The following is an 11,851-nucleotide window of genomic DNA, read 5'->3' on the forward strand; positions in this document are numbered from 1 at the left end:
CGCGGGCGCGCCCCGGGGGTCGCGCGCGCCCCCGGGGTGCGCCCCCCCGCCCGGCCCGGGCGGGGTCGTCCTGGCCCGCCAGCAGACGCAGCCCGTCCTCGGCCGGGCTGCCGGGCGCCGCCGACAGCACCAGCAGCTCCATGCCCGAACCGTCCGGCAGCGCGAAGTTCTCCTGGTGCAGTTCGAGCAGCCCGACCAGCGGATGCCGGTACGCCTTGCGCCCGTGCGTACGGGCGCGCACGTCCGCGCGCGCCCACAGACGGCGGAAGCGGTCGCTGCCCATGGCCAGTTCGCCGACGAGCGAGGCGAGCCGCGGGTCGTCCGGGTACTTCCCGGCGGCCAGGCGCAGGTGCCCGACGACGTCGAGCGTGCACGTCTCCCAGTCCGCGTACAGGCCCCGCTCGTCCTCCTCCAGGAAGAGGTGCCGGGCCGTGTTCAGGCCCGACGTCGGACGGCCGTAGAGGAGCCCGGCCATGCGGTTGGCCGCCAGCACGTCCAGCCGGTGGTCCATGATCAGCGCGGGGGTGCCGGTCACCAGGTCCAGGACCCGCAGCAGCTCCGGCCGGACCCGCCCGCCCGGCGCCTTCGCCCGGCGCCGGCGCTGCCGCGCCAGCCGGTACAGGTGGCCCCGCTCGGTCTCGTCGAGGCCGAGGACCCGGGCGAGCGCGTCGAGGACCTGCTCGGAGGGCTGCGTCGCCCGCCCCTGCTCCAGGCGCACGTAGTAGTCGACGCTGACGCCCGACAGGTGCGCCACCTCTTCGCGGCGCAGCCCCGCCACCCTTCGGCGGCCGTCGGCGGGGATGCCGACGGCGGCCGGATCCACCCGGGAACGCCGGGTCCGCAGGAAGCCCGCGAGATCGTCCATGCGCTCCAGTATCGGCCCGCCCGCCGCCCCCTGGGTGGTACTGCCGTTACCAGGAACGCCGTTCCGACGGTACGGGCGCCCCTGAACACCGGCCGCCGCCGCGGCCAGACTCGGAGGCATCCGATCCGAAGGAGTCCCCATGAAGACGCTCATCGTCTACGCCCACCCGGAGCCGAGGTCCCTCAACGGCTCGCTGAAGGACCTCGCCGTCGCCACCCTGGAGGCCGCCGGACACGAGGTCAGGGTGACCGACCTGTACGCGATGAAGTGGAAGGCGGCCGTGGACGCCGAGGACTACGGCCCCGACGCGTCGAGCCCGCTGAGGGTCGCCCAGGACTCGGGCCGGGCCTTCGACTCCGGCCGGCTCACCCCGGACGTCCTCGCCGAACAGGAGAAGCTGCTCTGGGCCGACACGATCGTCTTCCAGTTCCCGCTGTGGTGGTACACGATGCCCGCGATCCTCAAGGGCTGGGTCGACCGGGTCTTCACCTACCGCTTCGCCTACGGCGTCGGCGAGCACAGCGAGACGAAGTACGGCGAGCGCTTCGGCGAGGGCACCCTCGCCGGCCGCCGGGCCCTGCTGTCGGTGACCGTCGGCGGCCCCGAGTCCCACTACGCGGCCCGGGGCATCAACGGCCCCATCGACGACCTGCTGTTCCCCCTCCAGCACGGGATCCTCTACTACCCGGGCATCGAGTCCCTGCCGCCGTTCGTGGTGTACGGCAGCGACCGGATGACCCCCGAGGCGTACGAGGCCGCCGCCACGGCGTGGCGGGAGCGCCTGCTGACCCTGGAGTCGACCGAGCCGATCCCCTTCCGCCGCCAGAACTTCGGCGACTACGAGATCCCCTCCCTCCACCTGAAGCCCGGTCTGGAGCCCGCCGGCCGCACCGGCTTCGGCCTCCACGTGCGTGCCTGACACCGCGCCGGGACGGCGGCCCGGCACCCGCCGTTATCCTCGACCGCTGTGACCGGCTCCGAGCGGCTTCCGCTCCTGTTCCTCGACATCGACGGCCCGCTGATCCCGTTCGGGGCGGATCCCGGGACGTATCCCACCTTCACCACGGGCCTCGACGCCGTGAACCCCCTGCTGTCCCGGCTCGATCCGGGACACGGAGCGCGCCTCGCCGCGCTGCCGTGCGAGGTGGTGTGGGCGACGACCTGGCAGGACGACGCCAACGCATGCGTCGCCCCGCTGCTCGGCCTGCCGCGCCTGCCCGTCGTCCGCTGCCCGGAGCCGTCGGACGCCGACGGGCAGGACGTGCGCCGCGGACTGCACGCGAAGACCCGGCGGCTGGTCGCGTGGGCGGCGGGCCGGCCGTTCGTCTGGATCGACGACGAGATCACCGACCGGGACCGGGCCTGGGTCGCCGCCCACCACCCGGGCCGTGCCCTGCTCCTCCGGGTGGACGCCCGCGTCGGTCTCACCGACGCCGACTACGCGGCGTGCGACGCCTGGCTGCGCCGGGAGCGCGACCGAGCGGCCTGAAACGGCCGGGCGCGGGTCACCCGGCCCGCGGCCCGCCCAGGGCGGCCGGGACGAGGAGGTCCGCCGCGGTGGCCGCGCGGACCTCGTCGAGCGTGACGTCCGGGGCGAGTTCGACGAGGGCGAAGCCGTCGGGGGTGACGTCGAGGACGGCGAGGTCGGTGATGACCCGCTGCACGACGGCGCGGCCGGTGAGGGGGAGGGTGCAGGTCTCGACGAGCTTGGGGGTGCCGTCCTTGGCGGTGTGCTCCATGAGGACGATGACCCGCCCCGCGCCGTGCACGAGGTCCATCGCGCCGCCCATGCCCTTCACCATCTTGCCGGGGATCATCCAGTTGGCGAGGTCGCCGGCGGAGGAGACCTGCATGGCGCCGAGGATCGCCGCGTCGATGTGGCCGCCCCGGATCATCCCGAAGGACAGCGCCGAGTCGAAGAAGGAGGCGCCGGGGAGGGTGGTGACGGTCTCCTTGCCGGCGTTGACGAGGTCGGGGTCGAGTTCGTCCTCGGTGGGGTAGGGGCCGACGCCGAGGATGCCGTTCTCGGACTGGAGCACGACCTCGATGCCGGGCGGGAGGTGGCTGGGGACGAGGGTGGGGAGGCCGATGCCGAGGTTGACGTAGCTCCCGTCGGTGAGTTCGCGGGCGGCGCGGGCGGCCATCAGGTCGCGGGTGAGGGCCATCAGGCGGCTTCTTCCTGTCGGACGGTGCGGCGTTCGATGCGGCGTTCGGCGGCGGGGTCGCCGGGCGTGACCCGGACGACGCGCTGGACGAAGACGCCGGGGAGGTGGATCTCGTCGGGGTCGAGCTCGCCCGGTTCGACGAGGTGGTCGACCTCCGCGACGGTGATCCGTCCGGCCATCGCGGCCAGCGGGTTGAAGTTCCGGGCGGAGGAACGGAAGACGAGGTTGCCGTGCCGGTCGCCGACGGTCGCCCGGACGAGCGCGAAGTCCGTCGTGATGCCCTCCTCCAGGAGGTACGGGCGCCCGCCGAACTCCCGCGTCTCCTTGGGCGGCGAGGCGACGGCGACCGATCCGTCGGAGGCGTACCGCCACGGCAGCCCGCCCTCCCCGACCTGCGTCCCGGTGCCGGCCGGTGTGTAGAAGGCGGGGATGCCCGCGCCGCCGGCCCGCAGCCGCTCGGCCAGCGTCCCCTGCGGGACGAGCTCGACCTCCAGCTCCCCGCTCAGGTACTGGCGGGCGAACTCCTTGTTCTCGCCGACGTACGAGCTCGTCATCCGGGAGATCTGCCCGGCGGCGAGCAGCAGCCCGAGCCCCCAGTCGTCGACGCCGCAGTTGTTGGAGACGACCCGCAGGCCGTCCGTGCCGCGCTGCCAGAGCGCGTCTATCAGCGTGCCCGGTATCCCGCACAGCCCGAAGCCGCCCACCGCGAGGGAGGCGCCGCCGGGGATGTCGGCCACCGCCTCCGCCGCGCTCGCGACCGTTTTGTCCAGCCCCATGGAGGATCCCTTCCCTCAGACAGCCGGATGACCTCGCAGGTCAGAGCCGGTGGCCGATACGACCGATGGGCAGCGAGCCTAGGCAGGCGCCGGAGGGCGCGACCATGGCCGTCATCCACACACCGACCCCGGTGGAGGTGGTGCCGACCACCTCCACCTCCACCTCCACCGCGACCACGGAAGCCCTCGCCGCGACGGCCACGGGAAGCCCGGATCCGTGGTTCCGCCGTCGGGCCGCCCGCCCGCGGCGGAGCGAACTCCCCGAAGGGGAGCGGGTGGTGGCGCGCCCCACCACCCGGCGGCCAAGAATGGGCGATACGCCCATGGGTCGGGCCGAACCGGCGTCATAGCCTCTCGCGCGTCCCAGCAACCCGACCCCCGGAGGCACCCCGATGCGTCCCACTCCCGGCTCCCCGCCGGGCGCCCTGCGCCGCAACGCCCTCACCGCCCTCGCCGTGTCCGCCCTGGCGGTCACCGCCGTCCCGGCCGCGGCCACCCCCGCCACCGCCGGAGCCCCCGACGGCCACTGCGCCCGCATGGCGCAGATCCGCGTACCCGGCGCCGAGCACCAGCGGGCCGCCTGCCTCGACGAGCTCACCACGGCCGGCACCGTGGCCTCGGGCCACACTGACCCCGCCGACTGGGCCGGGCTCACCCCCAAGGACCTGGCCGTCCCCAGCGGGGTGCCCGGCATCCAGATCGACGGTTACTTCCCCGACACCTCCACCACCAACACCAACCACGGCTGGAACCACGACGCCCAGTTCGTCATCCGCCTGCCCGACCGGTGGAACGGCGGCCTGGTGATCGCCGGCACCCCCGGCAACCGCGAGCAGTACGCCAACGACCGGGCGATCGCCGACTGGGTGCTGGCCCGCGGCTACGCGTACGCCGCCACCGACAAGGGCAACACCGGCCTCGCCTTCCACCGCGACGGGCAGGCGCCCGGCGACGCCATCGCCGAGTGGAACGAGCGGGTCACCCAGCTGACCCGCGCCGCCCGCGCCACCATCGCCCAGCGCTACCACCGGCCCCCGGCCCGCACCCTCGCCACCGGCCTGTCGAACGGCGGCTACCTGGTGCGCTGGCAGCTGGAGAACCACCCGGAGCTGTACGACGGCGGCGTCGACTGGGAGGGCACCCTCTGGCGCGCCGACGGCCACAACCTGCTGGAGTTCCTGCCGAAGGCCCTGCGCGCCTATCCCGCGTACGCGGCGGGCGGCGACGGCGCCGAGACCGCCCGGCAGCGGATGCACGCCGCCGGCTTCCCGGCCGGCTCGGAGTTCCTCTGGCCGTACCACCACAAGGTCTACTGGGACCTCACCCAGCGCATCAACCGCGAGGAGCTGGACCCCGGCTTCGACGGCGCCACCGAGGCCGGCACCCCCTACTGCGCGACCGGCACACCCGCCTGTGACACCGACTACGACTACGCGGCCCGGCCCGAGGAGGTCCGGCAGGCCGTGGAGAAGATCGAGCTGACCGGCCGGATCGGGAAACCCCTGATCACCCTGCACGGCACCCTCGACGTCCTGCTCCCCATCGGCGAGGACTCCGACGTCTACGCCCGGATGGTGCGCGACGCCGGCCGGGGCCCGCTGCACCGCTACTACCGCATCGAGGGCGGCACCCACACCGACTCCCTCGTCGACGCCTTCCCGGACAAGCTCCGGCCGCTCGTGCCGTGCCACCGCAGCGGCTTCACCGCGCTGGAGCGGTGGCTGGCCACGGGCAGCCGCCCGCCGGCCTCCAAGACCGTCGCCATGCCCGCCGACGCGGACCCGACGGCGCTCCTGGACCGCTGCTCCCTCGGCCGATAGCCGCCACCAGTGGTGTCAGACACCACTGAACGCCGTCACTTTATGGCTGTGGCACCCATGGGAGGGCACCGGAGGTCTCCCTACTGTTTCCGGCCATGACGAACACATTTCCCACCCCGGCACCCCTGCCGGCCACCGGGGCGATCGACCTGAGCGGGCGCACCGCGCTGGTGACCGGTGGCGGCAGCGGCATCGGCCGGGCCTGCGCGCTGGCCCTGGCGCGGGCGGGGGCCACCGTGCACGTCGTGGACCGGGACGGCGCCGCCGCCAAGACGGTCGCGGAGGCCGCCGGCGGAGAGGTGCACGAGGTCGACCTCGCGGATCCGGCCGCGATCGACCTCCTCCCCGCCGACGCCGACATCCTCGTCAACAACGCCGGCCTCCAGCACGTGGCTCCGCTCACCGAGTTCCCGCCGGAGCGCTTCGAGCTGATCCAGAAGGTGATGGTCACGGCCCCGTTCCTGCTGATGCGGCGGACCCTGCCGCACATGTACGGGCAGGGCTGGGGCCGGGTCGTGAACATCTCCAGCGTCCACGGCCTGCGGGCCAGCGCCTACAAGGCCGCGTACGTCGCCGCCAAGCACGCCCTGGAGGGGCTGAGCAAGGTCGCCGCCATCGAGGGCGCCCCGCACGGCGTGACCAGCAACTGCGTGAACCCCGGCTATGTGCGGACGCCGCTGGTCGAGGGCCAGGTCCGCGACCAGGCCGCCGCCCACGGCATCAGCGAGGGCGACGTCCTGTCGAACGTGATGCTGGCCCGCTCGCCGGTCAAGCGGCTGCTGGAGGCCGAGGAGGTCGCCGCCGCCGTCCTGTGGCTCTGCGGCCCCCACTCCGGCTACCTGACCGGCACGTCCCTCCCGCTCGACGGCGGCTGGACGGCGGGCTGACCCCCGCCCGGCCAAGAACCCCCGGCCCCACCCGCAACCCCCGGCCCCACGCGTAACCCCCGGCTCCACCCGTAACCCCCGCTCGACCCCGTACCGCCGCACCACCCGCGATCGACCCGTCCCCCTTTCCGTCCGTTCGTGAAACCGGTGAACCATGTCTGACACCACCACCCAGCCGAGAGGCGGCATCGGCCGCATCGTCGGAGCGAGCCTCATCGGCACCACCATCGAGTGGTACGACTTCTTCCTGTACGGATCGGCCGCCGCGCTCGTCTTCAACACGCTGTTCTTCCCCAGCGCCGACCCGCTGGTGGGCACGCTGATCGCGTTCATCACGTACGCCATCGGGTTCGCCGCCCGGCCGCTCGGCGGCATCGTCTTCGGCCACTTCGGGGACAAGATCGGACGCAAGAAGCTGCTGGTGCTCAGCCTGCTGATGATGGGCGGCGCCACCTTCGCGATGGGCCTGCTGCCCACCTACGGGACGATCGGCGTGTGGGCGCCGATCCTGCTGACCGTGCTCCGCCTCGTGCAGGGCTTCGCGCTGGGCGGCGAATGGGGCGGCGCCGTCCTGATCGTCTCCGAGCACGGCGGCGAGAAGCACCGCGGCTTCTGGGCGTCGTGGCCGCAGGCCGGCGCGCCCGGCGGCAACCTGCTCGCCACCGGCGTCCTGTCGCTGCTGGCCGCCGTCCAGTCGGACGCCGCCTTCCAGTCCTGGGGCTGGCGCATCCCGTTCCTGCTGTCGGGCCTGCTCGTGATGATCGGCCTGTGGATCCGGGTCTCGGTCTCCGAGTCGCCGGTCTTCCTGGAGGCCCAGGCGAAGGCCGAGGCGGCCGCGGCGGCGGGCGCGAAGGAGGAGGCGCCGGTCGTCGAGGTGTTCAAGCGCAGCTGGCGCGACGTGCTGTCCGCCATCGGCACCCGCTTCGGCGAGAACATCTCGTACTACATCCTCACCTCCTTCCTCCTCGTGTACGTCACCACCCACCTGGGACTGTCGAAGAGCACCGCGCTGAACGCGGTCCTGATCGGCTCCGCCGTCCACTTCGTGACGATCCCGATGTGGGGCGCGCTGTCCGACCGGATCGGCCGACGGCCGGTCACGCTGATCGGCTCGGTGGGCATGGCGGTGTGGGCGTTCGTCTTCTTCGGCCTCGTCGACTCGAAGTCGTTCGTGGTGATCACGCTCGCCGTCACGGCCGGCCTGCTGCTGCACGGCGCGATGTACGGCCCGCAGGCCGCGTTCATCTCCGAGATGTTCGACACCAAGGTCCGCTACTCCGGCGCCTCGATGGGCTCCCAGCTCGCCTCGATCCTCGCCGGCGCGCTCGCCCCGATCATCGCGGTCGAACTCCTCAAGGACTACGGCTCCTCCACCCCGATCTCGGTCTACCTGTGCGCGGCGGCCGTCGTCACCACGATCACCGTCGCCGTCACCCGGGAGACCCTCGGCCGCGACCTCAGCCGCGGCCGGGACGAGGAACCGGCCGCCGCCGCCCCGTCCGCCGTCGGCGCGGGCGACCGGGCCTGACCCCGGGACACCCCGGCCCGGCCCGCCGTCCCCAGGGGGAGGACGACGGACCGGGCCACACCCGCACACCCCCCACCCCCGATCCCCCCTGCGAGGAGGCGCCATGACCACCGGCCGCCCGACCGACGCCCGGACACCCGCGTCCGCCGAGGCGGCACGCCGCATGCTGGAGCTGCTCGCCGCCGACGCCCCCGCCGAGGAACTGGCCGCCCAGCCCGCACGCTCCCGGGCCGACGGGGCCGGCCCGGCCGACCTCGCGTGGATCGAGGAGACCACCCGGACCGCGCTGTCGGTGCGGCGGGTCCTCGACCAGTACCGCCGCCGGGAGGCCGAACTGGTGGCGCTGTACGACACCGCGGGCGACCTGGCCCGACTGCGGGACCTCGACGCGGTGCTGCGCGCCATCGTCCGCCGGGCCCGCACGCTGCTCGGCTCGGACGTCGCCTACCTCACCCTCAACGACCCGGCCGCGCGCGACACGTTCATGCGGGTCACCGAGGGGTCCGTCTCCGCCGCCTTCCAGCAGCTCCGGCTCGGCATGGGCGAGGGCCTGGGCGGCCTGGTCGCGCAGACCGCCCGCCCCTACGCCAGCAGCGACTACCGCACCGACCGCCGCTACCGGCACACCGGCGCCATCGACGACGGCGTCGCCGAGGAAGGACTGCGCGGCATCCTCGGCGTCCCGCTGCGCCTCGGCGAGGAGGTCATCGGCGTGCTGTTCGCGGCGGACCGCACCCCGCGCGAGTTCACCCCCGACGCCATCGCCCTCCTCGCCTCGCTCGCCGACCACGCCGCCGTCGCCATCGACAGCGCCCGCCGCCTCGACGAGACCCGCAGCGCCCTCGCCCGCCTCGAAGCCGCCAACGCGACCGCCCGCGCCCACGGCGAAGCCCTCCACCAGGCGTCCGACGCCCACGACCGGCTCACCCAACTGGTCCTGCGCGGCGCCGGCACCGACGAGGTCGCCGCCGAGATCGCGGCGCTGCTCGGCGGGGGAGTGGCCGTCCACGACACCGACGGCAGCGAACTCGCCCGCGTCGGCACCCCACCCGTCGCCCCCTCCGCCGCGAGCCTCACCGCCTCGCACACCGAGGGCCGCGCCGTCCACGCCGACGGTGTCTGGACCTGCGCCGTCCTCGCCGGCGCCGAACCCCTCGGCAGCATCGTCCTCACCGGCCGCGGCGACCTGCCCGAGGCGGACCGCCGCCTCCTCGAACGGTCGGCGCTCGTCACCGCGATGCTCCTCCTGATCCGCCGCTCGGTCGCCGAGACCGAGGACCGGGTGCGCGGCGAACTCCTCGACGACCTCCTCGCCGGCCCCGCCTCCTCCGCCCACTGGGACGCGGGCAGCCTCACCCTGCGCGCCCGCCGCCTCGGACTCGACCTCGGCCGGCCCCACGCCGTCGCCGTCCTCGACTGCGAACCCGCCGCCCGCTCCCGGCTCGCCACCGAGGCCACCCGCGTCGTGCGCGGTCTCGGCGGCCTCGCCGGCACCCGCCACGGGCACACCGTCCTCCTCGTGCCGTCCGCCGAGCCCGGCCCCCTCGCCCACGGCCTCGCCGCCGACCTCGCCCGGATCCTCGGCACCCCCGTCACCGTCGGCACCGCCGGCCCCGGAACCGGCCCGGACCAGCACGCCGCCTTCCACGCCGAGGCCCAGCGCTGCCTCACCGCCCTGCACGCCCTCGGCCGCACCGGAGAGGGCGCCGACATCGCCGACCTCGGCTTCATCGGCGTCCTCCTCGGCGACCGCGCCGACATCGGCGCGTACGTCGAGCGGGTCCTCGGCCCCGTCCTCGCCTACGACACCGAACGGGGCACCGAACTCGTCCGCACCCTGCACGCCTACTACGACCAGGGCGCCAGCCTCGCCCGCGCCAAGGACGCCCTCCACGTGCACGTCAACACGGTCGTCCAGCGCCTCGACCGGGTCGCCCAACTCCTCGGCCCCGACTGGAACACCCCCGCCAGCGCCCTGGAGATCCACCTCGCCCTCCGCCTCCACCACCTGGCGAGCACGCGCCGCTGAGCGAAATCCGTTGGTGCGGCGCGGTGCCGGCTGCCGAGAATCGCCGCATGCCCCTGCGCGAACCGAAGCTGTCCGACGGCGTCGTCACCCTGTCGCCGCTCCACCCCGACGACGCGGAGGCGCACCTCGCCGGCGAGGACGACCTCCTCGTCCGCTGGCTCAACGGCGGCCCCGGTACACGCGCGGGCGTCGAGACGTACCTCCGGCACTGCCAGGACCAGTGGACGACGGCCGGCCCCCTCCGCGCCTTCGGCATCCGCACGGGCTCCGACGACACCCTCGCCGGCACCCTCGACCTCCGCTTCGCCGGCGAGGACCTGGCCCCCGGCGAGGTGAACATCGCCTACGGCCTCTACCCGCACGGGCGAGGCCGCGGCCTCGCCACCCGAGCGGTCCTCCTGTCCCTGCCGTACGCGGCGGCGGAAGGCGGGCAGCAGGCCCTCATCCAGGCCGACCCGGCCAACGCCACCTCCGCGGCGGTCGCGCGACGCGCCGGCTTCACCACGGCCGGGCGCCGACACACGTCCCACGGCGGGCTGCTCGACCGCTACACGAGAGACCTGCGCGCCCTCGACCGGGCCTCGAACGCTACGACGTGGCGGTGTCCTCCCGCGCCCGACGGAGGGAGAGGCTGATGGCGCGCCGCGTCCGGTGGAACGCGGTCACGACGACCGTCACCTCGTCGCCGACGGCGACGACCTCCTCGGGCGTCGCCACGGGGGACGCGGAGAGTTCCGTGAGGTGGACGAATCCCTCGACGCCGTCGGCGATCTCGACGCACGCGCCGAAGGGAAGCAGCTTCGTGACCTTGCCGGGCAGCGCCCGGCCGACGGGGAGGTCCCCGCCGAGGGCGTCGAAGGGATCGGGCCGGGTCGCCTTCAGGGACAACCGGGCCTCGCCGTTCGTGGTGTCGAACTGGAGGAACTCGCACGAGACGCGCTGCCCGACCCGGACGACGTCCGACGCCGCTTCGAAGGGCCGCCAGGACAGTTCGGCCATCGAGATGAACCCGACGCCGGGGAAGACCGGATGCTCAGGACCCTCGTCGAGCGCGACGAACACGCCGAACCTCTCGATCGCCGCGACGGTGCCGGACATGATCTCGCCCTGGCGGCGCCCCTTCAGGAACGCCCACAGCTCCGGGTGCTCGGTGGCGGTCATGGCCAGCCGGACCCGGCAGCCGTCCACGTCGACGTCGACCACCTCGGCCGTGACGCGCTGACCGACGTCGACGGTCGTGGGCCGGCTCCAGTGGAGGTCCAGCGGCCCTACGACTCCCAGCGGACGGTCGGGAAACCCGTCCAGCGTGACGGTCACACCGTGACCCCGTGTGAACGCCGCCACGGTTCCTTCGCAGATGTCTCCGATGCGGATCCCCGCCACGAACTCCCGTGCGTCCTGGTCCCGCGATGTCGCCCCCATGCCGGCCAACCTCTCACGAGGCCGGTGGCACGGGGGCGGGACGGGTGCGGGGTCAGTGTCCGCCGGAGTGGTCGATGACGTTGCCGTTGGAGCAGTTGTTCTTGTGGTTGCCCGTCCAGTCGCTCAGGGCGGGGACCACGGCGAGCTCCTGGATACAGACGTCGGCGGCGGTGAAGTTCCAGTTGTTCGCCGCGTTCACACCGCTCCCGAAGTTGCTGTCGTGGTCGGCGAAGGCGGGCGTGGCGGCGGAGAGGGCCGCGGCGGCCATCAGGCCGCAGGTGATGATCTTTCGCATGGTCGGGGAACGCCTTGGGGACGGTACAGGTTACGGGGGATCGGCTGAACGGGAAGGGTGGGCG

13 protein-coding genes are annotated in these 11,851 nt (G+C 73.9%); 7 read left to right on the forward strand and 6 right to left on the reverse strand.

The features are described from left to right. The coding region (locus ACFW1I_RS12660) for a helix-turn-helix transcriptional regulator (RefSeq protein ID WP_384669214.1) at positions 1-865 on the reverse strand (865 nt) is incomplete at its 3' end. Between the two features lie 139 nt (positions 866-1,004). Between ACFW1I_RS12660 and ACFW1I_RS12665 the strand changes: the two genes are divergently transcribed. Beyond that, complete coding sequence (locus tag ACFW1I_RS12665; RefSeq protein ID WP_384669215.1) at positions 1,005-1,784, forward strand: NAD(P)H-dependent oxidoreductase; 780 nt, start codon at positions 1,005-1,007, stop codon at positions 1,782-1,784. A gap of 48 nt (positions 1,785-1,832) precedes the next feature. Continuing rightward, on the forward strand, positions 1,833-2,354 hold the full coding sequence (locus tag ACFW1I_RS12670; RefSeq protein WP_384669217.1) for an HAD domain-containing protein: 522 nt from the start codon (positions 1,833-1,835) through the stop codon (positions 2,352-2,354). Positions 2,355-2,370: 16 nt separating this feature from the next. On the opposite strand, the gene ACFW1I_RS12675 is transcribed toward ACFW1I_RS12670, so the two are convergent. From ACFW1I_RS12675 to ACFW1I_RS12685, 3 genes are read right to left on the reverse strand one after another with little or no spacing between them, the layout of a single operon-like run. Continuing rightward, positions 2,371-3,030, reverse strand: a complete 660-nt coding sequence (locus tag ACFW1I_RS12675; RefSeq protein WP_384669219.1) for a CoA transferase subunit B — start codon at positions 3,028-3,030, stop codon at positions 2,371-2,373. Beyond that, a complete protein-coding gene (locus tag ACFW1I_RS12680) occupies positions 3,030-3,806 on the reverse strand; it encodes a CoA transferase subunit A (protein ID WP_384669220.1) in 777 nt (258 codons plus the stop codon). The genes ACFW1I_RS12675 and ACFW1I_RS12680 overlap by 1 nt, the downstream gene beginning before the upstream one ends. Positions 3,807-3,846: 40 nt before the next feature. Beyond that, positions 3,847-3,975: a hypothetical protein gene (locus tag ACFW1I_RS12685; protein ID WP_384669221.1), complete on the reverse strand. Its 129-nt coding sequence runs from the start codon at positions 3,973-3,975 to the stop codon at positions 3,847-3,849. Positions 3,976-4,198: 223 nt separating this feature from the next. Here ACFW1I_RS12685 and ACFW1I_RS12690 point away from each other — a divergent pair, with 223 nt between their 5' ends. From ACFW1I_RS12690 to ACFW1I_RS12710, 5 genes are all read left to right on the forward strand, one after another. Next, entirely contained in the window at positions 4,199-5,626 is a 1,428-nt protein-coding gene (locus ACFW1I_RS12690; protein WP_384669223.1) for a tannase/feruloyl esterase family alpha/beta hydrolase, read from the forward strand. 95 nt (positions 5,627-5,721) lie between these two features. After that, on the forward strand, positions 5,722-6,513 hold the full coding sequence (locus ACFW1I_RS12695) for a 3-hydroxybutyrate dehydrogenase (RefSeq protein WP_384669224.1): 792 nt from the start codon (positions 5,722-5,724) through the stop codon (positions 6,511-6,513). A gap of 154 nt (positions 6,514-6,667) precedes the next feature. Then, positions 6,668-8,041, forward strand: coding sequence for an MFS transporter (locus tag ACFW1I_RS12700; RefSeq protein ID WP_384669225.1), 1,374 nt, complete (start codon positions 6,668-6,670; stop codon positions 8,039-8,041). Between the two features lie 103 nt (positions 8,042-8,144). After that, the gene (locus ACFW1I_RS12705) at positions 8,145-10,070 is read left to right on the forward strand and encodes a helix-turn-helix domain-containing protein (RefSeq protein WP_384669227.1); all 1,926 of its coding nucleotides are present in this window, start codon (positions 8,145-8,147) and stop codon (positions 10,068-10,070) included. A gap of 47 nt (positions 10,071-10,117) precedes the next feature. Next, the gene (locus ACFW1I_RS12710; RefSeq protein WP_384669229.1) at positions 10,118-10,705 is read left to right on the forward strand and encodes a GNAT family N-acetyltransferase; all 588 of its coding nucleotides are present in this window, start codon (positions 10,118-10,120) and stop codon (positions 10,703-10,705) included. On the opposite strand, the gene ACFW1I_RS12715 is transcribed toward ACFW1I_RS12710, so the two are convergent. Both ACFW1I_RS12715 and ACFW1I_RS12720 read right to left on the reverse strand, forming a co-directional pair. Then, positions 10,659-11,387, reverse strand: a complete 729-nt coding sequence (locus ACFW1I_RS12715; RefSeq protein WP_384669231.1) for a S1 RNA-binding domain-containing protein — start codon at positions 11,385-11,387, stop codon at positions 10,659-10,661. The two genes, ACFW1I_RS12710 and ACFW1I_RS12715, sit on opposite strands and share 47 nt — an antisense overlap. 157 nt (positions 11,388-11,544) lie before the next feature. Beyond that, the gene (locus tag ACFW1I_RS12720) at positions 11,545-11,787 is read right to left on the reverse strand and encodes a hypothetical protein (protein ID WP_384669232.1); all 243 of its coding nucleotides are present in this window, start codon (positions 11,785-11,787) and stop codon (positions 11,545-11,547) included. Positions 11,788-11,851 lie beyond the last annotated feature (64 nt).

Origin of the sequence: Streptomyces sp. NPDC058955 (assembly GCF_042741435.1) — a bacterium.
In the GTDB taxonomy this organism is placed as follows: Bacteria; Actinomycetota; Actinomycetes; order Streptomycetales; family Streptomycetaceae; genus Streptomyces.

Bases quoted from the DNA above. Each gene is read 5' to 3' on its own strand.
- ACFW1I_RS12665 (WP_384669215.1), top strand. From the start codon at position 1,005: ATGAAGACGCTCATCGTCTACGCCCACCCGGAGCCGAGGTCCCTCAAC.
- ACFW1I_RS12675 (WP_384669219.1), bottom strand. From the start codon at position 3,030: ATGGCCCTCACCCGCGACCTGATGGCCGCCCGCGCCGCCCGCGAACTC.
- ACFW1I_RS12680 (WP_384669220.1), bottom strand. From the start codon at position 3,806: ATGGGGCTGGACAAAACGGTCGCGAGCGCGGCGGAGGCGGTGGCCGAC.
- ACFW1I_RS12690 (WP_384669223.1), top strand. From the start codon at position 4,199: ATGCGTCCCACTCCCGGCTCCCCGCCGGGCGCCCTGCGCCGCAACGCC.
- ACFW1I_RS12695 (WP_384669224.1), top strand. From the start codon at position 5,722: ATGACGAACACATTTCCCACCCCGGCACCCCTGCCGGCCACCGGGGCG.
- ACFW1I_RS12700 (WP_384669225.1), top strand. From the start codon at position 6,668: ATGTCTGACACCACCACCCAGCCGAGAGGCGGCATCGGCCGCATCGTC.
- ACFW1I_RS12705 (WP_384669227.1), top strand. From the start codon at position 8,145: ATGACCACCGGCCGCCCGACCGACGCCCGGACACCCGCGTCCGCCGAG.
- ACFW1I_RS12710 (WP_384669229.1), top strand. From the start codon at position 10,118: ATGCCCCTGCGCGAACCGAAGCTGTCCGACGGCGTCGTCACCCTGTCG.
- ACFW1I_RS12720 (WP_384669232.1), bottom strand. From the start codon at position 11,787: ATGCGAAAGATCATCACCTGCGGCCTGATGGCCGCCGCGGCCCTCTCC.